Source organism: Bradyrhizobium sp. MOS002 (assembly GCF_003020115.1).
Lineage (GTDB): Bacteria > Pseudomonadota > Alphaproteobacteria > Rhizobiales > Xanthobacteraceae > Bradyrhizobium.
Map to the genome: position 1 here is coordinate 302,404 of NZ_PYFX01000004.1, position 19,257 is coordinate 321,660.

At 63.8% G+C, this 19,257-nt stretch carries 23 protein-coding genes and 1 pseudogene; 12 read left to right on the plus strand and 12 right to left on the minus strand.

The features are described from left to right. Position 1 precedes the first annotated feature (1 nt). A complete protein-coding gene (locus C7G41_RS14300; RefSeq protein WP_106943189.1) occupies positions 2-688 on the plus strand; it encodes an RlmE family RNA methyltransferase in 687 nt (228 codons plus the stop codon). A gap of 104 nt (positions 689-792) precedes the next feature. On the opposite strand, the gene C7G41_RS14305 is transcribed toward C7G41_RS14300, so the two are convergent. Then, positions 793-2,283 (minus strand): MFS transporter, encoded by a 1,491-nt coding sequence (locus C7G41_RS14305; protein ID WP_106943190.1) that lies wholly within the window; start codon positions 2,281-2,283, stop codon positions 793-795. Positions 2,284-2,673: 390 nt separating this feature from the next. On the opposite strand from C7G41_RS14305, the gene guaB reads away from it, so the two are divergent. The 3 genes from guaB to C7G41_RS14320 all read left to right on the plus strand — a co-directional run bounded on the left by guaB (position 2,674) and on the right by C7G41_RS14320 (position 5,843). After that, a complete protein-coding gene (guaB, locus tag C7G41_RS14310; protein ID WP_007609139.1) occupies positions 2,674-4,164 on the plus strand; it encodes an IMP dehydrogenase in 1,491 nt (496 codons plus the stop codon). 208 nt (positions 4,165-4,372) lie between these two features. Further along, positions 4,373-5,395: an NADP-dependent oxidoreductase gene (locus C7G41_RS14315; RefSeq protein WP_106943191.1), complete on the plus strand. Its 1,023-nt coding sequence runs from the start codon at positions 4,373-4,375 to the stop codon at positions 5,393-5,395. A 151-nt stretch (positions 5,396-5,546) separates the two neighbouring features. Next, positions 5,547-5,843, plus strand: coding sequence for a hypothetical protein (locus tag C7G41_RS14320; protein ID WP_106943653.1), 297 nt, complete (start codon positions 5,547-5,549; stop codon positions 5,841-5,843). A gap of 34 nt (positions 5,844-5,877) precedes the next feature. Here the strand turns inward: C7G41_RS14320 and C7G41_RS14325 are convergent, their stop codons facing one another. Both C7G41_RS14325 and C7G41_RS37775 read right to left on the minus strand, forming a co-directional pair. Beyond that, on the minus strand, positions 5,878-6,702 hold the full coding sequence (locus tag C7G41_RS14325) for a metallophosphoesterase (RefSeq protein ID WP_106943192.1): 825 nt from the start codon (positions 6,700-6,702) through the stop codon (positions 5,878-5,880). A 68-nt stretch (positions 6,703-6,770) separates the two neighbouring features. Continuing rightward, positions 6,771-7,418 (minus strand): acriflavin resistance protein, encoded by a 648-nt coding sequence (locus C7G41_RS37775; RefSeq protein ID WP_199198370.1) that lies wholly within the window; start codon positions 7,416-7,418, stop codon positions 6,771-6,773. A 168-nt stretch (positions 7,419-7,586) separates the two neighbouring features. On the opposite strand from C7G41_RS37775, the gene C7G41_RS14335 reads away from it, so the two are divergent. Next, complete coding sequence (locus C7G41_RS14335) at positions 7,587-8,009, plus strand: MAPEG family protein (protein WP_106943193.1); 423 nt, start codon at positions 7,587-7,589, stop codon at positions 8,007-8,009. A gap of 34 nt (positions 8,010-8,043) precedes the next feature. Beyond that, a complete protein-coding gene (locus tag C7G41_RS14340; RefSeq protein WP_106943194.1) occupies positions 8,044-9,342 on the plus strand; it encodes an RsmB/NOP family class I SAM-dependent RNA methyltransferase in 1,299 nt (432 codons plus the stop codon). A gap of 124 nt (positions 9,343-9,466) precedes the next feature. On the opposite strand, the gene C7G41_RS14345 is transcribed toward C7G41_RS14340, so the two are convergent. The 3 genes from C7G41_RS14345 to C7G41_RS14355 form a co-directional block, all read right to left on the minus strand. Next, on the minus strand, positions 9,467-9,676 hold the full coding sequence (locus tag C7G41_RS14345) for a cold-shock protein (protein WP_007592195.1): 210 nt from the start codon (positions 9,674-9,676) through the stop codon (positions 9,467-9,469). Positions 9,677-9,935: 259 nt separating this feature from the next. Next, entirely contained in the window at positions 9,936-10,268 is a 333-nt protein-coding gene (locus C7G41_RS14350) for a DHCW motif cupin fold protein (protein WP_106943195.1), read from the minus strand. A gap of 313 nt (positions 10,269-10,581) precedes the next feature. Continuing rightward, positions 10,582-10,953, minus strand: a complete 372-nt coding sequence (locus C7G41_RS14355) for a nuclear transport factor 2 family protein (protein ID WP_106943196.1) — start codon at positions 10,951-10,953, stop codon at positions 10,582-10,584. 148 nt (positions 10,954-11,101) lie between these two features. Here C7G41_RS14355 and guaA point away from each other — a divergent pair, with 148 nt between their 5' ends. After that, positions 11,102-12,700, plus strand: coding sequence for a glutamine-hydrolyzing GMP synthase (guaA, locus tag C7G41_RS14360; protein ID WP_199198434.1), 1,599 nt, complete (start codon positions 11,102-11,104; stop codon positions 12,698-12,700). A 32-nt stretch (positions 12,701-12,732) separates the two neighbouring features. Here the strand turns inward: guaA and C7G41_RS14365 are convergent, their stop codons facing one another. Beyond that, complete coding sequence (locus tag C7G41_RS14365) at positions 12,733-13,695, minus strand: GTP pyrophosphokinase family protein (protein ID WP_106943198.1); 963 nt, start codon at positions 13,693-13,695, stop codon at positions 12,733-12,735. Next, entirely contained in the window at positions 13,692-13,850 is a 159-nt protein-coding gene (locus C7G41_RS37365) for a hypothetical protein (protein WP_158268008.1), read from the minus strand. Before C7G41_RS37365 ends, C7G41_RS14365 begins: the two co-directional genes overlap by 4 nt. 174 nt (positions 13,851-14,024) lie before the next feature. Between C7G41_RS37365 and C7G41_RS14370 the strand changes: the two are divergent. Continuing rightward, a pseudogene (locus C7G41_RS14370) lies at positions 14,025-14,334 on the plus strand (GMP synthase (glutamine-hydrolyzing)); the annotation flags it as partial. Between the two features lie 124 nt (positions 14,335-14,458). On the opposite strand, the gene C7G41_RS14375 reads toward C7G41_RS14370, so the two are convergent. Further along, entirely contained in the window at positions 14,459-15,352 is an 894-nt protein-coding gene (locus C7G41_RS14375; RefSeq protein WP_106943199.1) for a LysR family transcriptional regulator, read from the minus strand. A 100-nt stretch (positions 15,353-15,452) separates the two neighbouring features. Between C7G41_RS14375 and C7G41_RS14380 the strand changes: the two genes are divergently transcribed. The 4 genes from C7G41_RS14380 (at position 15,453) to C7G41_RS14395 (ending at position 17,368) form a co-directional block, all read left to right on the plus strand. Beyond that, entirely contained in the window at positions 15,453-16,103 is a 651-nt protein-coding gene (locus tag C7G41_RS14380; protein WP_158268009.1) for an NADPH-dependent F420 reductase, read from the plus strand. Between the two features lie 34 nt (positions 16,104-16,137). Continuing rightward, the gene (gstA, locus tag C7G41_RS14385) at positions 16,138-16,740 is read left to right on the plus strand and encodes a glutathione transferase GstA (protein ID WP_106943201.1); all 603 of its coding nucleotides are present in this window, start codon (positions 16,138-16,140) and stop codon (positions 16,738-16,740) included. 92 nt (positions 16,741-16,832) lie between these two features. Then, the gene (locus C7G41_RS14390; protein WP_106943202.1) at positions 16,833-16,985 is read left to right on the plus strand and encodes an integrase; all 153 of its coding nucleotides are present in this window, start codon (positions 16,833-16,835) and stop codon (positions 16,983-16,985) included. Next, entirely contained in the window at positions 16,985-17,368 is a 384-nt protein-coding gene (locus C7G41_RS14395) for a hypothetical protein (RefSeq protein ID WP_106943203.1), read from the plus strand. The genes C7G41_RS14390 and C7G41_RS14395 overlap by 1 nt, the downstream gene beginning before the upstream one ends. A 146-nt stretch (positions 17,369-17,514) precedes the next feature. On the opposite strand, the gene C7G41_RS14400 is transcribed toward C7G41_RS14395, so the two are convergent. From C7G41_RS14400 to C7G41_RS14410, 3 genes are all read right to left on the minus strand, one after another. After that, a complete protein-coding gene (locus C7G41_RS14400; RefSeq protein ID WP_106943204.1) occupies positions 17,515-18,147 on the minus strand; it encodes a class I SAM-dependent methyltransferase in 633 nt (210 codons plus the stop codon). An 11-nt stretch (positions 18,148-18,158) separates the two neighbouring features. Next, a complete protein-coding gene (locus tag C7G41_RS14405) occupies positions 18,159-18,569 on the minus strand; it encodes a nuclear transport factor 2 family protein (RefSeq protein WP_106943205.1) in 411 nt (136 codons plus the stop codon). 84 nt (positions 18,570-18,653) lie between these two features. Beyond that, positions 18,654-19,253, minus strand: a complete 600-nt coding sequence (locus C7G41_RS14410; protein WP_106943206.1) for an NADPH-dependent F420 reductase — start codon at positions 19,251-19,253, stop codon at positions 18,654-18,656. Between the last annotated feature and the right edge of the window lie 4 nt (positions 19,254-19,257).

Below are 19,257 nucleotides of genomic sequence, written 5' to 3' on the forward strand. Positions count from 1 at the left end.
GATGGCCAAGGACACCACCGGCCGCTTGCACGTTCAGGTCAAGACCCACGGCAAGCGCAAATTGTCGTCGAAGCTCTGGCTGGAGCGGCAGCTCAACGATCCCTATGTCATCAAGGCGAAGGCGCTCGGCTATCGCTCGCGCGCCGCGTTCAAGCTGTTGGAGATCGACGACAAATACCGGCTGCTCAAGCACGGCATGGCGGTGGTCGATCTCGGCGCTGCGCCAGGCGGCTGGAGCCAGATCGCCGCCAAGCGCGTCGGCTCGGTCGACGGCACGGGCAAGGTCATCGCGATCGACCTGCTGGAAATCCCCGAGATTGCCGGGGTCGAGTTCGCACAGCTCGACTTCATGGACAACGACGCGCCGGACAAGCTCAAGGCCATGCTCGACGGCGGCGCCGACATCGTGATGTCCGACATGGCTGCCAACACCACCGGTCATCGCAAGACCGACCAGCTTCGCATCGTCGGCCTGATCGAGACCGCCGCCGCGTTCGCCTGCGACGTGCTGAAGCCGGGCGGGACCTTCCTGGCGAAGGCGTTCCAGAGCGGCGCCGACGCCGAGCTGCTCGCCCAGCTCAAGCGCGATTTCGCCACGGTGCGCCACGTCAAGCCGGCCGCGAGCCGTGCGGATTCCTCGGAGCGCTACGTGCTCGCGACGGGATTTCGGGGCGGGGCGACAGAATAGCAACAAACTCCGTCATTGCGAGGAGTTCTTGCGACGAAGCAATCCAGACTGTCTCCGCGGAGGGATTCTGGATTGCTTCGCTTCGCTCGCAATGACGAGATAGGCTACCCCAGCCGCTGATCCCGCACGTCCTGCGTATCCTCGGTCGCCGCCTTGACGGCCGCCTTGGCGGCGCCTTTGCCCGCACCCTTGCGGCTCGCGATCTCCACCGCCTTGCGGCCGGAGACTTCGTGGCCGGCATCGGCGGGCATCTGCCAGAAGAACCAGCTCGACGCCGCCGAGGTCAGGGCGATCACGACGAAGGCCGGCGCAAACACGGTGGCGTCGAGTTCGCTGACGTGGCTGAACCACATCGTCGTCTCCACGGAGGCCGCGCCGACCGCGACACCGGCCGAGACCGCGAGCTGCTGGTTGACGCTGACGAGCGTGGTGGCGCGGCTCATCTGCGCGTGCTCGACCTCGGCATAGGCAACCGTGTTGATCGCGGTGAACTCGAGCGAACGGAAGAACCCGCCGACCACCAGGATGATCATGATGATCAGCAGCGGCGTCGTCACCGTGAAGAGCGCGCATGCGGCGAGGAAAACCGCACTGATGATCGCGTTCACCGTCATCAGGTTGCGGAAGCCGAAGGTGCGGATGATGCGCGCGGCCAGCGCTTTCATACCCATGGCGCCGAGCGAGGAGCCAAACGTGACGAGGCCGGACTTGAACGGCGAGAGGCCGAAGCCGATCTGCATCAGCAGCGGCAACAGGAACGGCAGCGCACCGATGCCGAGCCGGAACATGAAGCCGCCGAAAATGGCCGCGCGCAGCGTCGGCAGCCTCAGCAGCGTGAAGTCAAGCACCGGCGATCCCGTTCGCCGCGCGTGAAGGACATACAGCGTCATCGAGATCGATCCGCCGGCGACCAGGGCGGCAACCGTGCTCCATGGCAGCAGATTGAGTCCGGCAACCGACAGCCCGAAGGCAATGCCGGCGAGCCCGAGGCCTGCGAGCACCATGCCGTAGAGGTCGAACGGCTCTCGTTCCTCGCTCTTGATGGGATCGATGAAGCGCAAGGCCATGAAGATGCCGAGCAGCCCGATCGGGATGTTGATCAGGAAGATCCAGTGCCAGGAGGCGTAAGTCGTGATGAAGCCGCCGAGCGGCGGCCCGATCACGGGGCCGATCAGGGCAGGGACCGTCACCCACGCCATGGCATTGACCAGCGCGCTCTTGTCGACCGACCGCAACAGCACGAGGCGCCCGACTGGCGTCATCATCGCCCCGCCCATGCCTTGCAGGATGCGGGCGAACACGAAATCGGTGACCGATGTCGAGAGCGCGCAGCCGACCGAGCCGACCATGAACACGCCGACGGCAATCGCAAACACCATGCGCGCGCCGAACCGGTCGGCGGTCCAGCCGCTCGCCGGGATGAACACCGCAAGCGACAGCAGATAGGAGGTGATCGCGAGCTTGAGCGTCAGTGGGCTGGTGCCGATATCGGCCGCGATCGCGGGCAGCGACGTGGCGATCACCGTCGAGTCCATGTTCTCCATAAAGAGAGCGGTGGCCACGATCAGCGGAATGACGCGTTGCTTGTCGACCATGACGGATTGGTAATGGAAATCGGAAGGAGGGGCGCGAATTGCGGCTTATCACCGCCGCTGGGCCGCGACCATTGCGGATCGGCGCATAGCACCTAAATCCTGCGTGACCCGAGGTGAGTGCGCCCGCGCCGGAGATCGCGATGATCGGCCGGCACGGGGAAGCCGTTCGCCAGTACGAGGCGCCGCGAGGCTGTCCCCCGCTGAATTTGCCTAAAAAGCCTGTGCATGGCTGGCCAGCGGTCCGATTTGCTTTGATTCGTCGCTCGCCCGTGCTATCGACCCGCGTCAACCCCACCGATGGGCTCCGATTCTCCGGCGTTGCCGCAAGGTACGCCGAGGGCGGCGCTCATCCATAGCTATTTGCGGCAGGGCCGCGGAAGGAGTTGGCACATGGCCACGGTGCAACAAGGCATTCGCGAAGCCCTTACGTTCGACGACGTGCTGTTGAAGCCGGGCCTGTCGGACGTCATGCCGGGCGAGGTCGACATCCGCTCCCGCGTCACCCGCGCCATTCCACTCAACATCCCGATCATGGCCTCCGCCATGGACACGGTCACCGAAGCCCGCATGGCGATCGCCATGGCGCAGGCCGGCGGCATCGGCGTCATCCACCGCAATTTCGATCCCGAAGGGCAGGCCGCCCAGGTGCGGCAGGTCAAGCGCTACGAGTCGGGCATGGTGGTGAACCCGCTCACCATCAGCCCCGACGCCACGCTGGACGACGCGCTCAAGCTGATGAGCGATCACGGCATCTCCGGCATTCCCGTCGTCACCGGTGCGGGCAAGTCCACGCCGGGCAAGCTGGTCGGCATCCTCACCAACCGCGACGTCCGCTTCGCCACCGACCGCCAGCAAAAAATCTCCGAGCTGATGACCCATGAAGGTCTCGTCACGGTGCGCGAGAATGTCAGCCAGGACGAGGCGCGGCGGATGCTGCATCAGCATCGCATCGAGAAGCTGCTCGTGGTCGACGAGCAATATCGCTGCGTCGGCCTGGTCACCGTGAAGGACATGGAGAAGGCGGTCGCCCATCCGCTGGCCTGTAAGGACGCGCAGGGCCGCCTCCGCGTCGCCGCCGCCACCACGGTCGGTGATAGCGGCTTCGAGCGCACCGAGCGGCTGATCGATGCGGGCGTCGATCTCGTCGTGGTCGACACCGCGCACGGCCATTCCCGCCACGTGCTCCATGCGGTCAACCGCATCAAGCGCCTGTCCAATTCCGTGCAGGTCGTTGCCGGCAACGTCGCGACCTCGGAGGGTGCGCAGGCGCTGATCGATGCGGGCGCGGATTGCATCAAGGTCGGCATCGGCCCGGGCTCGATTTGCACCACGCGCATCGTCGCCGGCGTCGGCGTGCCGCAGCTCACCGCGATCATGGATGCGGTCGAGGCGGCGAAGAAGTCCGACATCCCCGTCATCGCCGACGGCGGCATCAAGTTCTCCGGCGACCTTGCCAAAGCGCTCGCAGCCGGTGCCGACATCGCGATGGTCGGCTCGCTGCTCGCCGGCACCGACGAGACGCCCGGCGAAGTGTTCCTGTGGCAGGGCCGCTCCTACAAGGCTTATCGCGGCATGGGCTCGGTCGGCGCGATGGCGCGCGGCTCGGCCGACCGCTACTTTCAGCAGGACATCAAGGACACGCTCAAGCTCGTGCCCGAAGGCATCGAGGGCCAGGTGCCTTACAAGGGCCCGGTCGGCAACGTCATGCACCAGCTCGCCGGGGGCTTGCGCGCCGCGATGGGCTATGTCGGCGCAAAGGACATGAAGGACCTGCACGACAAGGCCCAGTTCGTCCGCATCACCGGCGCGGGCCTGCGCGAAAGCCACGTCCACGACGTCACCATCACGCGCGAAGCCCCGAACTATCCGGGCGGGGGTTAGGCGCACTCCGCACGTGCCAAGAAGACGATGTCATGCCCCGCGAACGCGGGGCATCCAGTACGCCGCGGCCTTTCGGCTCAATCATAACCGTCTCGGTACTGGATCGTCCGCCTTCGCGGGCGATGACAGCGAGAGTGTGCTTTTGTATTGACGCAGCTGCCTCCCTCCGCTTCCGTTCGCGCCGAAGCATAATCAGGAGGAAGCCATCATGTCCCAAGGCAAACGCATCGTTCTCGCCGCGCGTCCCGTCGGCGAGCCAAAGCGGTCCGATTTCCGCATCGAGGAATTCGCCGTGCCGACGCCTGCGGCAGGTGAAGTCCTGCTGCGAACGATCTGGCTCTCGCTCGATCCCTATATGCGCGGGCGCATGAGCGACGGTCCGTCCTACGCGACGCCGGTGCCCGTCGGTGGTGTGATGGAAGCCGGTACGGTCTGCGAGGTCGCAGCCTCCAACAATCCGAGCTTCGCCAAGGGCGACATCGTGCTCTCGCGCGGGGGCTGGCAGACGCACGCGATCTCCGACGGCAAGGGGCTGAACAAGATCGATCCGAAGCTCGCGCCGATCTCGACGGCAATCGGCGTGCTGGGCATGCCCGGCATGACCGCCTACACGGGCCTGCTCGATATCGGCAAGCCGCAGCAAGGCGAGACCGTCGTCGTGGCCGGCGCCTCCGGTGCGGTCGGCTCGGCGGTGGGACAGATCGCGAAGATCAAGGGCGCACGTGCGGTCGGCATCGCCGGCGGCAAGGACAAATGCGATTACGTCGTGAAGGAGCTCGGCTTCGATGCCTGCATCGATCACCGCGATCCCGATCTGGCCGCGAAGCTGAAGGAGGCCTGTCCGAAAGGCATCGACGTCTATTTCGAGAATGTCGGCGGCGCCGTGTTCGAGGCGGTCTTCCCGCTGCTCAATGCGTTCGCGCGCGTGCCGGTCTGCGGCCTCATCGCCCATTACAACGACACTGAAGCGAAGCCGCCGAAATGGGCCGCCAGCATGATGCGCGCGACCCTGACCAAGCGGCTGACCTTCCGCGGCTTCATCGTCTCCGACTTCGCCTCCCGCCATGGCGACTTCCTGCGCGACATGTCCGGCTGGGTCCGCGAGGGCAGGGTCAAGTACAAGGAGTTCGTCACCGAGGGCCTGGAGAGCGCGCCCGAAGCCTTCATGGGGCTTCTCAAGGGGGCCAATTTCGGCAAGCAGCTGGTGCGGGTCGGGCCCGACAAAGCTTGATCCGCCGTTCTCGGCCCCCTCGGCGGCCGGGTATGGTTAACAAAGAGTGACCGATCGGCCACACCCGCCCGTAAAAGCCGCAGGTGTGACCGTCGGTTCATTGACGGGCCCGCGAAGGCATTGAATCATTGCGCATATTTCAGGTGCGATGATGTTAGAGATTGTTGTTTTCTGCGTAATCCTGCTGGCTGCCGGTTATTGGGCGACGATGTTTGTCATGGGCCGTCGCGACGACGTCATCCATGGCAAGTTCGTTCACACCGAGGACGTTGGTGCATTCGCGCAATCCGCGATGCCCACGCCCACGCCGCCATTCCCCAAGCGTCCGGCCAAAGCCGCGCGGCCTGCCAATGTTCCGCCGGCCGGTAACGGGGCCAAGCCGGTGAACAGCGACGCGCTGCAGTCCCTGCTTGCCGCGATCCAGCAGGATCTCAAAAGCGTCGCTTGAGCGGTGACAGGCAGCGCTAATGCTCGCCGCCGATCTAGGCGAGCAGCTCCTCGATATCGATATCGACCTGGCCGGCGGCCCTGACGTGGCGAACCTCGAAGCCGTCGGGCTGGAAGCGGTACTCCACGAGCCCGACCTCCTTGATGGCGATCCGGTCCTGGCGCGCATCGTTGATCTTGAAGCCGGCTGACGGCGCCCAGACGTGGCGGGTGTGGCGCCAGGTGAAGTCGCGCCGCTGGTGCACGTGACCGCTGGCGATGAGGCGCAAATCGACATGCGCAAACATCTCGATCAGTCGCGCGCGTGCCGGTTGCGGCACGTAGCGGATCGAGGTCTCCGGCGTCTCGGGGTCGTCGGGCCCGTTGAGAAATACCGGCTTGTGCACGAACAGCGCGACCGGCTTGCCGTTCGCGCGCGAAACTTCCGAGGCGAGCCAGTCGAACTGCTCGGCCTCGAAGGCGAGCCGTGAGTTCATCACCAGCGAATTGAGGCCGATGAAGCGCCAGCCCGCGGCCTCGAACGACCAATGGTCCTCGCCGATGATCTGGCGGAATTGCTGACGGTGCGCTTCCGCGACCGGCGGCTTCGGAGCAGGGCCAGTCGCGGTCGGATTGTCGCCGATGTCGTGATTGCCGGGGATGTAGCGGCAGGCGACGGGCAGGGCGTCGTGAAGGCCCTTGGCGAATTCGACGTCGTCGCGGCTGGTCGGCCCATCGAACGAGACGTCGCCGGTGTTGACGACGAGATCGGGCCTATCGGTGTCGATATGCTCGCTGATCGCCTGGAAGTTGGCGATCAGGCCGGGGAAGCGCCGGCCAAGATGGGTTTCGGAAATCTGTGTCAGGCGAAATTCGGACATGGTCCAATCATAGGCCCGGCCAGGCGTCGGGACGATGACGGCGCGTACGGTCAGCGATCGAACAATGTTTAAAGCACGCGGTAGCGGATCGTGTAGGCGTCCTGCGGTGCGACGGGGCCTGCCAGCGGCGAAGCGATGCGGTCGGCGAGGTGCCAAGGACCGAACTGAGAGCCGAACTGCTCGGAGCGATGCGGTTCGGCCGGCAGGCGGAGGCGGAACTCGAAGGTGCCCTTGCCGGGCAGGTTCACGACCAGCACGCGGCCCGCGGTGCGGTGGTTGAGCGCCACCGCGCCGCGCAGCACGGAGCGGCCATCACCGAGCTCCCGCACGCCGTCGACTAGCGCCAGCGTCTGGTTGCAGTCGGTATGCAGCTCGATTTGGGTGTCGGACACCGCCGCCAAGGTCTCCTTGGGCATGCGGATCTCGAACTCGACCGTCGGTTTCGACGGATTGAGGCCGAGATAGGCCAGCGCGGCATGGCGCATGTCATAGGCGGCAAAGGCGAACAGCGCGAGGGCGGCGAGCGCAGCGAGGCCATGCCTGAGGACATCGCGCCAGGTTCGATAGCTCATGCGGAAGTAGACCGTCATCGCCAGCGCCACCGCAAGCGCCGTCGCGATGCCTGCCAGCGCCGACATCAGGATGCCAAACCGGCCGTCGGCGGACTCGGTCAAAGCACCAGTCAGGCTGCCGATCTGGCTGAAGAGGGTGTTCATGGCGGTCTCTCGCCTTGCGCGCCCCAAGGGGCAAAATCGCTTTAACTATCGACAGTTGGTCGCCTCATCGGGAACGCCGGTTCAACTCGTTGATTGTCAGGACCAGCGGTGACGGCTAATGGACGCTAGCTGCGCCGTCCGCCGGATGGGAAATCCCGGGAAATTCCGATGTCCGTTCAAATGGTTTTGCTGCCGGTCTTCGTGCAGGTCGGTCTCACCTTCGCGCTCCTGATCGCCATGGCGCTGGGACGCCGGCGCGCGCTCGTCTCCGGCGAGACCAAGAGCCGTGACATTGCGCTGGGCGAGCCCAACTGGCCCAAGGGTGCCACACAATTCGCCAATTGCTACCGCAACCAGTTCGAACTGCCGGTGCTGTTCTATGTCCTGATCGCGCTGGCGCTCCCCTTGCGCCATGCCGATCTCTTCATCGTGCTGATGTCCTGGGTGTTCGTGGTGACGCGCTTCGTCCATGCCGGGGTCTTCGTCTCCTCCAACAATCTCGGGCGGCGCTCCACGATCTGGCTTGCCGGCGTGCTCGTCCTGCTCGCGATGTGGATCTACTTCGCGCTGAAAATGCTGTTGCTGATCTAGGCGCTACTCGCCGATCCTGATCTGAAAGATTCAAATGACTCCCGCTGCCCGGCTGTCCGCAGCCATCGAACTGATCGACACCATCGAGAAAGACCGCGTGCCCGCGGCCAAGGCATTGAAGGAGTGGGGCACCGCGCACCGCTTCGCCGGCTCCGGCGACCGCGCCGCCATTGCCGGCCTCGTCTGGGACGTGCTGCGCCGCTATGCCTCGAGCGCGTACCTGTTGGATTCGGACACCGCGCGAGCGCGGCTGATCGGCATGCTTCGCCTCGAGCGCAACATGGATGCGGCCACGATGGCCGCGCTGTTCGACGGCAGCCGCTTTGCCCCCGCCCCGTTGACCGAGGCCGAGCAGGCCGCGCTCGCCTCGCGGTCCCTTGACGATGCCCCTGCCGCGATCGCCGGCGACTATCCGGAATGGCTGGATCCATATTTGGCAAAAGCGTTCGGCGAAGAGCGCGTCGCGGAGGCGGCCGCGATGGCGAGCCGGGCGCCGCTCGACCTGCGTGTCAACACGCTAAAATCCAATCGCGACAAGGCGCTGGGGGCGCTTGCTCACCTTCATGCGAAACCGACGCATTGGTCCGCAACCGGCCTGCGCATCGAGCTTTCGGCCGATGCGCGCAACCCCGGCATCCAGGCCGAAGAGGATTTCATCAAGGGCGCCATCGAAGTGCAGGATGAGGGGTCGCAGCTTGCGGCTGCCTTGACCGCGGCAAAACCGGGCGAGCAGGTGATCGATCTCTGTGCGGGGGCCGGGGGCAAGACGCTGGCGCTCGCCGCGATGATGCAGGGCAAGGGCCGGCTGATCGCGACCGACAGCGACAAGCGACAGCTTGCGCCCATTCACGAACGCCTGTCGCGCGCCGGCGTCCACAATGCCGACGTGCGCACGCCCAAGGGCGAGGCCGATCCGCTGGCCGAGATCAGTGCCACCGCCGATCTCGTGGTGATCGACGCGCCGTGCACGGGTACCGGCACCTGGCGCCGCAACCCCGATGCCAAATGGCGCATGCGCCCGGGCGCGCTGGAGATTCGCCTGCGGGACCAGACCGCGGTGCTCGAGCGCGCGGTTCCGCTGCTCAAGGCCGGCGGCCGCATCGCCTACATCACCTGCTCGGTGCTTTCAGAGGAGAACGGCGAGCAGGTGAGGGCGTTCACCGGCCGCCATCCCGAGTTCGCGGTGGTGCCGCCCGAGCAGACCGCGAGCGTGCTCTGGGACAAGTCGGAGGAGTTTGCACAAGCCGCGCTGCAATCGCCGGAGGGCTGGCTGATGACGCCACGGCGGACTGGGACGGACGGGTTCTTCGTCTCGGTGCTGAAGAAGGCATAACGCACCCCCGTCACCGCGGGTGCGGCGGCCCCAAAACAAAAACCCCGCGAACCGGAACCCGGTCGCGGGGTTTTCTAGCTCTACGTTCTGCCGGTACGTCCGTGGTCAGAACGGTGCGCGGGCTTTAGCCGACGCGGAGATTGTCAGCCGAGGACTTGCCGCTGCGACGATCGGCGACGATGTCGAACGAGACCTTCTGACCTTCGTTGAGGGTCGAGAGGCCAGCGCGCTCGACGGCGCTGATGTGCACGAACACGTCCTTGTCGCCGTCATCCGGCTGAATGAAACCAAAACCTTTTTGATTGTTGAACCACTTCACGGTGCCCATAGCCATGGGAATTTCCTTTGCTTAAGAAGTTAACACGCGGACCGGTACGCACTATTGCGCCCATAGTCCTGATCAGTCGATGTTGGAGAAATCATCTGAAGCGTGCGCGCCCGTCAGCAACGAAGCGAAGCGGCCCAGTCGTTCGGCCAAGTATCGATGATCACAATATAGCGAGATTTTGGGGCCACTTCAAGGCACCACCCGTCGCTCGGGATGTGGCCGAATTTTGCTATTTTGCGGTGCAAATTAACCGTCCCGGGGCGCCTCAATCGACGATAAACAGCGTCGCCCCCGTCGCCGTCGAGGACCGGTGCGCTGCGTCGCCGAAATCCGAGACCTGGTAGCTCATCCCCGCCGTGAGCTTGAACTTGCGGCCGTCGCGCAGCTCGCTGTCGAGTTCGCCCTGCAGCACGTAGAGCACGTGGCCGCGGTCGCACCAATGGTCGGCGAGATAGCCCGGCGAATACTCGACCATCCGCACCCGGAGATCACCGATGTTGAGCGTGCGCCACTGCGCCTGCCCGGTCTCGCCGGGATGGATGGTCGGCTCGACCTTGCTCCAGTCGGTGACGGTGAAGGGGGAGGTGGGGAGCTTCATCGGGGAATCCTGTGTCAGAGCCGGCAGCGCTGTTGTTAGCGCACGCTCGTCCAGCAGTCTCCGTCATTGCGAGCGCAGCGAAGCAATCCAGAAATGTATCCGCGGAACGATTCTGGATTGCTTCGCTGCGCTCGCAATGACGTGTGTGAGGCACACTCGCGCCTAACTCTCGCTGTCATCGCCCGCGAAGGCGGGCGATCCAGTATTCCAGAGGCCGCAGTGATTGAAGCGATAGGCCGCGGCGTACTGGATTCCCCGCCTTCGCGGGGAATGACAGCGGTGGGTGAGGGCGCATCGTCCAACCCAGCGAGCGTCAATGCGGCAGATGATTCGCCGATCCCTGCACGATCTTTCCGGCCGCGTTCACCCGCAGATATTCGCAGATCCGCTTTCCCCGCTCGTTCTCGTAGAACACCACCACGCTATCAGGGCTGACGAACAATTCGATCAGCGAGAAATGCAGGTTCGGCAACAGGGCGAGCGCCTTGCCCCAATAGGCGCGTAACGCATCCTTGCCGCGCACGGTGCCGCTTTCGTCGAACCCCATCGCGGGAATGCGGTCCGAGGTCATCACGGCGTCCTCCTCATAGAGCGTGAGCACGCGCTCGAGATCGCCAGTATTCCAGGCCTCGACCCAGGTCCGGCCGAGCGCGGCGAGATTCGACGGCTGATGATGGTGTGGCATGACGTCCTCCCTGAACGGCCCCTGATGAGTAACGGGCCAAATTAGGTCAATAATACTTACCTATATCGATTTGTCCATGCCCAAAGAAGAATGTGGGCGCGCGGCCCGCGCGGTTGCGGGGAAAGCCCCCGTCGCGTATCTGCTTGCCATGACAGCAGCACAGACCGACCGCTCCGCGTCGACGCCCTCCGTGGCCTCGGCGCATGACAAGATTCTCATCGTCGACTTCGGCAGCCAGGTGACGCAGCTGATCGCGCGTCGCGTGCGCGAGGACGGCGTCTATTGCGAGATCGTCCCGTTCAACAAGGCCGAACAAGCCTTCAACGAGATGAAGCCGAAAGCGGTGATTCTCTCGGGTGGGCCTGAGTCGGTGCATGAGGCCGGATCGCCCCGCGCCCCGCAGTTGATCTTCGCCTCAGGCGTGCCCGTGCTCGGCATCTGTTACGGCCAGATGGCCATGGCCGAGCAACTCGGCGGCACCGTCGAAGGCGGCCATCACCGCGAATTCGGACGCGCCGATGTCGAGGTCAAGGCGCCGAGCAAGTTGTTCGAGGACGTCTGGTCGCCAGGCGGCAAGAACCAAGTCTGGATGAGCCATGGCGACCGCATCACCAAGATGCCGCCGGGCTTCTCGGTGGCCGGCACGTCGCCGAACGCGCCCTTCGCGATCATCCAGGACGAGACGCGCAAATATTACGGCCTGATGTTCCACCCCGAAGTGGTGCACACGCCGGACGGCGCAAAACTGATCCGCAATTTCGTGCGCAAGATCGCAGGCCTCTCCGGCGACTGGACCATGCGCGCCTTCCGCGAGGAGGAGATCGCGAAGATCCGCGCCCAGGTCGGCAAGGGCAGGGTGCTCTGCGGCCTCTCCGGCGGAGTCGATTCCGCGGTCGCGGCCGTGCTGATCCACGAAGCCATCGGCGAGCAGCTCACCTGCGTGTTCGTTGATCACGGCATGCTTCGCCTTGACGAAGCGAAGACGGTGGTCGACCTGTTCCGCCACCACTACAACATCCCGCTCGTGCACGTGGATGCCTCGAAGCAATTTCTGGGCGAGCTCGAAGGCGTCACCGATCCCGAAACAAAGCGCAAGACCATCGGCCGCCTCTTCATCGAGGTGTTCGAGGCGGAGGCCAAGAAGATCGGCGGCGCCGACTTCCTCGCCCAAGGCACGCTCTATCCCGACGTGATCGAGAGTGTCTCCTTCACCGGCGGCCCGTCGGTGACGATCAAGTCGCACCACAATGTCGGCGGTCTGCCCGAGCGCATGAACATGAAGCTCGTCGAGCCGCTGCGCGAGTTGTTCAAGGACGAGGTGCGCAAGCTCGGCCGCGAGCTCGGCCTGCCCGAAATCTTCGTCGGCCGTCACCCGTTCCCGGGCCCCGGCCTTGCCATCCGCTGCCCCGGCGACATCACGCGCGAAAAACTCGACATCCTGCGCAAGGCCGACGCCGTCTACATCGACCAGATCCGCAAGCACGGCCTCTACGATGACATCTGGCAGGCCTTCGCGGTGCTGCTCCCCGTGAAGACCGTCGGCGTCATGGGCGACGGCCGCACCTACGACTTCGTCGTGGGCCTGCGCGCCGTCACCTCGACCGACGGCATGACCGCGGACTTCTACCAGTTCGACATGAAGTTCTTAGGCGAGACCGCCACGCGCATCATCAACGAGGTGAAGGGCGTGAACCGGGTGGTGTACGACGTGACCAGCAAGCCGCCGGGGACGATCGAGTGGGAGTAGGGGGAGTCAAGAGAGGTTCCCAAATTCGCGGTCTAAGCTGCTACTTTCGGTTCCGGTTCGGGCGCGGGTTCTTCGATGCCCAGTTCCAACCTTATCTTTGCCGTGAGTATTGGATTGAAGGGTGATGCGCTTAGAATTTTGGCGGCTACTTCGACGGGAGCCGTCATAACTAGAGCTGTTTTTGCGATGTCAAACGGATTCGTAGACCATGTGTTGATCTTGGCCTCGGCCATCCAACCATTCACTGCCGTTTGGAATTTCGCTATTTGCGTGGCGTTAATCGATTCCAGTCGTGAGTTGAGCTGACGCAGTTCCGTAATTCCGGCTGCCTTGAGAGCAGGTAAGATTTTCTCGGCACTCACATTCCGCTGCTGTTCAGACTGCTTAATGCTCGGAGCGGGTTTCAATTCGCCGATTACCTTGGCGATTGAGCCACCAATTGCTGCGCGATTGGTCAGAAGAGCATCGACAGAGTCGCGGTCCAATTCGAGTGAGAGATCGCCGCGAGAAATCGCGTTGGCGTAGTAGACCTTCAAATTCGATACCTGTTCGTAAACGTACGATAATTCATCATCTGCGGCATCTAAGAGTGCGCTAATCCTGAAGAGGCGTCGTCGAAGCTTCTTGGGCGCCTCGGAGCGCCGCTTGTATCTCAGCTTCCAGTCGATTGCAGACCATGTGTGCTGCAGGAGGGTCTTCACTTGGACTTCAAATTTCAATCCCGAGAATCGTTTGAACTCAGGCAATTTGAGTCTATCGCCGCCGTACGACAAGATCAGATGAATGGATTGATATCCGAAGCGATCCGGATCGATTTCATCTTCCTTGTCTGTAGTGTTGACGCTATCGACTATAAAAGACTCACGGAGCAGAGAAGAGATTTTCTTACAGTCTTCCTTCAAGAAGGCGATAATCCGAATTCCAGATAAATCAGTTATCTCTTGAAGCGAGCTGTATTTCCCTACCTTGTCGCCCCGCTCAATCTTTCCTCTCAAGTTTCCGCAGACTTAGTACGCTTCTCTATCGACGCGAATTCGATACCCACATCCTCAAGCAGCTTTCTAAGAAGCTCGTGCGCGTTTTCCGTAAAGGCCTCGTATACCGGCCGCAGATCCTTGTATTCGTCTTCGATTTTTGAGCCTTCTGCCATGACGATTGCCCCCAAAAAGTAGCGCAACTAAAGCTAGAGCTTGGCTTGTCCTGGAGAAAAATCAACCCCTGCGAAAATACAGGTAAGAGTCCGAGCTGCACCGCGCGCCGCAGCCGGGAATTGCGATGACAGTGCATAAACTTGCAATGCCCCACCAGGTCCAGGCGCCTGCCTGACAAGCTCGACATCCTGCGCAAGGCCGAGGCCGTCTATCGACCGGATCCGCAAGCACGGCCTCTACGAGATATCTGGCAGGTCTTTGCGGGTGTTGCTCCCGGTCGAGACCGTCGGCGGCCGCACCTCCGATGTTGTCGTCGGCCTGCGCGCCGTCACCTCCACCGGCGGCATGACCGCAGACTTCTACCAGATCGACACGAAATTTTTGGGCGAGACCGCCACGCGCATCATCAACGAGGTGAAGGGCGTGAACCGGGTGGTGTACGACGTGACGAGTAAACCGCCTGGAACGATCGAGTGGGAATAATTTTCGCCCATCCGAAGGCATCCGGGAATACGCCACGGTACGATGGCCGCCCGTCCCTGGAATGATCAAAAGGTAAAAGGCCGGTGAGCGTCCGCCCATCCGGCACGGCCCATCGCCTCTGTCGTCATTTCTTCTTCCGCCGAAACGCTGTGACGAACGCGTCCATGACCGCGGCAAGCGCCGATCCTGCGGGCCCCGGCGCGCGCAACATCCACACGGCCCAAGGCGGCGGTGCGTAGGCGTCGAGTACCGTCACGAGACCGCGCGAGCCGAGGAGAGCCGCCGTTCCCTCCGAGCCAGCTTGCCCGATCCCGGCCCCAAGCACCGTCGCTGCGCGCAGGGCATCCGAACCGTCCACGGTCAGTGCGAAGTCGGGCTGGAGGCGGCGCGTGCCGCCCGGCGCGCGGAACAGCCAGGGCATCACCCGTCCCGTCGCCGGAAAACGCAGGCCGATCAGACGGTGCTTTGCGAGATCATCAGGCGTTAGAGGCACCCCGTGCCTGGCGAGATAGGCGGGCGCGGCAAGGGTGACGAGCGGCAACGGCGCAAGGCGCCGGGCGAGGAGACTGGCGTCGGCGATCCGGGGCGCGATCCGCACCGCGAGATCCCAGCGGCCGCCGCCGAGGTCGGCGAAGTGGTCATCAAGGGCCAACTCCACGCGCAGGGCCGGGTACCGCTCCATAAGCGAGGCCAAGGCGTGCAGCAGGGTCGGAGCGAGGGAGGCGGCTGCGGTCACGCGCACCGTACCCGCGACCCCTACCGGTGCACCGAGACGGCTGGCGGCAGCCGCGAGTGCGAGGGCCGGGCCTCGGACCTCGGCGAGGAAGCGCTCACCGTCGGGTGTAAGGGAGAGTGCGCGGGTCGAGCGGCGGAACAGGCGGGCACCGTGCGTGGCCTCGAAGCGGCCGACGAGGCGGGCAACGGCGGCCGGGGTCACGCCGAGCGCGCGCGCGGCCCCGGCGAAGGAGCCGGCCTCGGCAACACGGAGAACGACGACGGCGGCGCGCAGAGTGTCCATGCTCCATTCAATACATTTGGTTGTTTCTGCCGCAACACCATTTGTCCTGCCCTGCGCGGTCCCGCGCCCTTACGTCGGGAGTATCGGAAGCAGGAGAACGATGATGCGCATTGGAATCGTGGGTGTTGGGCCGGTGGGGCTGACCTTGGGGACCATCTGGGCGCGGGCGGGTCACGAAGTGGCCTTCGGCTCGCGCGACCCGGCTCGGGCGGCGGAGGCGGTGTCGGGTCTTGCCGGTGCGCGAGCGACCACACAGGAACAGGCTGCGGCGTTCGGCGAGGTTGTATTGTGGACGCCGCGCGGCGTCATGCCCGCCAACCCGGACATGCTGGCCGCGAAGATCGTACTCGACCCGAACAACCGAGAGCCCGGTGCGGTCGGCGATTACGCCTCACCGCGTCCCGAGGGACCAAGCTTCGCCGAGCAGCTGCAGGCGGCCGCACCGCGGGCGCGCGTGGTGAAGGCGTTCAATACCGTGGTGATGCGGTTGCTGAGGGAGAACCCCGAGCGGCTGACGGCGTCAGGGGCACAGGTGTTCCTCGCCAGCGACGACGCGGAAGCGAAGATGGTGGCTGCCGCGCTGGCGGCGGATGCCGGGCTGGCCGCGGTTGATCTCGGGGGGCTGGACGCAGCGTGGCTGGCAGAGACGATGGCCGACGCGTTCCGCCAGGCCATGAGGACGAGCCCTGCCGGATGGCGCCAAGCGCTGGTGTTCGCCGACCTCGCAGGGAGGCCAGGCTACACCTCATGAAGCTGATCTACTTTCTCCTTACAAGGTACATCCAATGAAGCTGTTCTACTCTCCCTCCTCATGCTCTTTGTCGCCGCACATCGTGCTGCGCGAACTCGATCTGCCCTTTACGCTCGACCGCGTCGATCCGGTGACCAAGCGAACCGAGTCAGGGAACGACTATCTGACGATCAATCCGAAGGGCTACGTGCCCGCGCTGGAGCTCGATGACGGGGAGGTTCTAACCGAAGGTCCTGCGATTACGCAGTATCTCGTCGACAGTTACGCGCCTGGCACACTCGCGCCGCTCTCCGGCACGATCGAGCGGGCACGGGTCAACAGCTATTTGACCTATATCAGCACCGAGTTGCACAAGCCGTTCGGGCGGCTGTTCGATCCAGCGCTGACCCCTGACGCCCGTGCCTCGACCACAGCCTACCTGAATCGCAGGTTTGCACTGATCGAGCAGGAGCTCGCCGATGGACGGGCGTTCCTGACCGGTTCGGCCTTCACTCTCCCCGACGCCTATCTTTTCGTGATCCAGCGATGGGGAGCGTTCACTGGCTTCGATCTCTCGCCGTTTCCCAACATCGTCGCGCACGCCGAGCGGGTCATGGCTAGGCCCGCGGTTCAGCTAGCACTCGACGCCGAGAAGTAGGCAGGGGCTCGTTTTTAGGGGCTCCGTTTCGGTCGGTTCTGTACCATCATGGTCCATGATGGTATCTGGCGTCGAACCGAACGGAGAATACCTTGTTGACCGATACGGGACTTCAGAAGCTCGAGCCTCGCAAGAAGCTTTGCAAGCGCGGCGACCACGACGGCGTGTACGTTGCCGTCCTGCCCATCAACAGGCGCAAGCAGATCCGGGAAAGTGGCGACCACACCATCAAGGTGGTGCATTGATGCGCGCCGCGCTGAAAGTGGTGCTGGCCGCAATATTTGTGATGCCGGCCGCAGGAGCTCTGGCGAAGTCTCCGGACTGCGCGAGTTGGCCCACCAACATGGCCCTCGTGCACCTCAAGAACGCCGGCCTGATTGATATCCCATCAGTGATCGAGGCGCAGACCAAGGCCGTTCGTCTCGCATCCGAAAAGATCGGCAAGGACCTCCATCAGCAGGTTTACGACATCACGTTTCACACCAGGGATGGCAAGACGATCGAGGTCATCACGAAAAGCCGGGCATCAAGCGAGGAATGCTCGATGAGCGCCGTCGACGTCTACGTGGTCTCGACGAAAATCGGCGGGTCGGCAGAGCAGCCATCCGAGGGCACGACTAAAAAGTGATCCGGCTGCACCGGAAGCTCAAGACCTGTAATTGACGCGTAGCGGATGCGTAGGGCGGATTAGCCGCAAGGCGTAATCCGCCATCTCTCGCCGGGTCGCGCGCAAGATGGCGGATTACGCTCCGCTAATCCGCGCTACGATCTCCGTCACGGCTTCACGAACCGATAGGCGAAGCGATCGGTCTTGCTCTTGATCGAGGGATCGAACACCTTGATCGTGTGCGGGTCGTCCGTGTTCGCGAGCAGGGGGCTTTCCGCGTCCAGGACGAAGCCGGCCGCCTCGACCTCCCTGCGAACGGATGCAGGCTCGATCCGATGCAGCGACTGGGTCTCGCTCGTGCCCGCGCCGAGCGCGGCGGCGTGGTCGACGATGACGTAGGACCCGCCGGGCTTCAGCCGCTCGTAGACGGCGCGATTGAAGCGAGCCGCCGTCGCGCCCCTGGCTTGCATCAGCGCGGTGTGGAGATCGTGGTAGAACAGGTGCAGCCACAGGACGTCCGCAGGCTGCGTCGCCTCCGGCATCGCCACGAGGTCCGCCGAGACGGCTTCGACGTTCTCTCGGCCCGGCTCCTTCGCAAGCGTCCGCATGAGGCCGACCGGATCGTTCTTGAAGTGGGCGACTTCGGCCGGCACGAAGCTGTCAACCCGTCCTTCGGGTCCCACGATCTCGGAGAAGAGACGGGTCCAGTCGCCATCGCCTGGGTAAACGTCGATGACGGTGGAGCCCGCGTTCACGCGCGCGAACCGGATCAACTCGGATAGCTTGGATTGGTCGTACATCGGAATCTCCTTTAGGGTTGGACGTTCGACGCGCGCGAGGCCCGCGCCAGTGCCTGCGTGTCGACGTACTCCCGGATGTTCGTCAGTCTGCCGTTCCGAACGGTCATGGCGAAGATCCAGTCGTCCTCGAAAATCTTGTTCGTGGCTTTGATCTTTCCTTTCGCGAATCCGACGACCAGGACGCGGTCTCCTTGCGCGACGAACTCCCGGGGTTCGGTGGAGGTTTCGATCGACCTGGATGCCGTCTCGAGCAAATTCGCCAGCCCCGCGTGTCCGCGGTGCGTTCCGGCCAGCGGCCAGTCCTCACCCGGAATGATCCACTCGATGTCCTCAGTGACCAGCGCCAGCAGAGCCTCGCTGTCGCCGCGGCCGATCGCGGCGAAGAAGTCCTTCACGGTCTGGATGTTGTTCTCGATGCTCATGGGATTTCTCCATTTCGCTCGCATCGGATCGCAGGCGATCCGATCCCGTGCGTCGTGTCCCCAACGATGGTGACGTCGTGTTCGTCAGTCGAACTTGACAAAATCCTTGAAGATCAATTGACCCCAGCTGTTTCCGCGTGCCTGCACCAGCAGTCCGCCTTCGGAAAGCCCGCCAAGCTTGATCGGCGCGAAGCCGAGATTGTCCGCAAGCGAGCCAATCTCCGCTGTGGCAGCGTCATCGTCGCTGGCCAGGAATACGACTCTTCTGCCGCCATGGACGGCCGGATCCTGGCCAAGCACGGCAGCACCCAAATGGTTGAAGCCCTTGACCAGTCGACCGCCAGTGAAGGCCTGCGCGACGGCCTTGGACGAAGGCTGTCCCCCCAGTTTCTCAGGGGGCACGCCGTAGGCATTGGTCACATCGACGATGGTCTTGCCCTGCCAAGTGGACAGCGCCTTCGCGACATCCTGGTGCGATTCGAAACGGACAGCCAAAAAGACGATGTCCGCCTTGACCGCGTCCGCCAGCTTTTTGGGAATGATCGAGGGTCCGATCGCGGTCGAGGCGGATGCAAAGCTTTCCGGGTCGCGCGTGGTTGCGACGGAGACTTCGATGCCGTTGCGGGCAAACGCCCTGGCGAGGGCCTGGCCGATCTGGCCGAAGCCGATAATTGCGTAGCTCATGATG

Excerpts from the sequence above, each read along its gene's own strand:
- C7G41_RS37775 (WP_199198370.1), bottom strand. The coding sequence starts at position 7,418 with ATGAACACCCTCTTCAGCCAGATCGGCAGCCTGACTGGTGCTTTGACC.
- C7G41_RS14375 (WP_106943199.1), bottom strand. The coding sequence starts at position 15,352 with ATGGACACTCTGCGCGCCGCCGTCGTCGTTCTCCGTGTTGCCGAGGCC.
- C7G41_RS14345 (WP_007592195.1), bottom strand. The coding sequence starts at position 9,676 with ATGGCTATGGGCACCGTGAAGTGGTTCAACAATCAAAAAGGTTTTGGT.
- C7G41_RS14315 (WP_106943191.1), top strand. The coding sequence starts at position 4,373 with ATGTCCCAAGGCAAACGCATCGTTCTCGCCGCGCGTCCCGTCGGCGAG.
- C7G41_RS37365 (WP_158268008.1), bottom strand. The coding sequence starts at position 13,850 with ATGGCAGAAGGCTCAAAAATCGAAGACGAATACAAGGATCTGCGGCCG.
- C7G41_RS14335 (WP_106943193.1), top strand. The coding sequence starts at position 7,587 with ATGTCCGTTCAAATGGTTTTGCTGCCGGTCTTCGTGCAGGTCGGTCTC.
- guaB (WP_007609139.1), top strand. The coding sequence starts at position 2,674 with ATGGCCACGGTGCAACAAGGCATTCGCGAAGCCCTTACGTTCGACGAC.
- C7G41_RS14405 (WP_106943205.1), bottom strand. The coding sequence starts at position 18,569 with ATGAGCATCGAGAACAACATCCAGACCGTGAAGGACTTCTTCGCCGCG.
- C7G41_RS14380 (WP_158268009.1), top strand. The coding sequence starts at position 15,453 with ATGATGCGCATTGGAATCGTGGGTGTTGGGCCGGTGGGGCTGACCTTG.
- gstA (WP_106943201.1), top strand. The coding sequence starts at position 16,138 with ATGAAGCTGTTCTACTCTCCCTCCTCATGCTCTTTGTCGCCGCACATC.
- C7G41_RS14300 (WP_106943189.1), top strand. The coding sequence starts at position 2 with ATGGCCAAGGACACCACCGGCCGCTTGCACGTTCAGGTCAAGACCCAC.
- C7G41_RS14350 (WP_106943195.1), bottom strand. The coding sequence starts at position 10,268 with ATGAAGCTCCCCACCTCCCCCTTCACCGTCACCGACTGGAGCAAGGTC.
- C7G41_RS14400 (WP_106943204.1), bottom strand. The coding sequence starts at position 18,147 with ATGTACGACCAATCCAAGCTATCCGAGTTGATCCGGTTCGCGCGCGTG.
- C7G41_RS14340 (WP_106943194.1), top strand. The coding sequence starts at position 8,044 with ATGACTCCCGCTGCCCGGCTGTCCGCAGCCATCGAACTGATCGACACC.
- C7G41_RS14320 (WP_106943653.1), top strand. The coding sequence starts at position 5,547 with ATGTTAGAGATTGTTGTTTTCTGCGTAATCCTGCTGGCTGCCGGTTAT.
- C7G41_RS14325 (WP_106943192.1), bottom strand. The coding sequence starts at position 6,702 with ATGTCCGAATTTCGCCTGACACAGATTTCCGAAACCCATCTTGGCCGG.
- C7G41_RS14305 (WP_106943190.1), bottom strand. The coding sequence starts at position 2,283 with ATGGTCGACAAGCAACGCGTCATTCCGCTGATCGTGGCCACCGCTCTC.
- C7G41_RS14395 (WP_106943203.1), top strand. The coding sequence starts at position 16,985 with ATGCGCGCCGCGCTGAAAGTGGTGCTGGCCGCAATATTTGTGATGCCG.
- C7G41_RS14410 (WP_106943206.1), bottom strand. The coding sequence starts at position 19,253 with ATGAGCTACGCAATTATCGGCTTCGGCCAGATCGGCCAGGCCCTCGCC.
- C7G41_RS14355 (WP_106943196.1), bottom strand. The coding sequence starts at position 10,953 with ATGCCACACCATCATCAGCCGTCGAATCTCGCCGCGCTCGGCCGGACC.
- guaA (WP_199198434.1), top strand. The coding sequence starts at position 11,102 with ATGACAGCAGCACAGACCGACCGCTCCGCGTCGACGCCCTCCGTGGCC.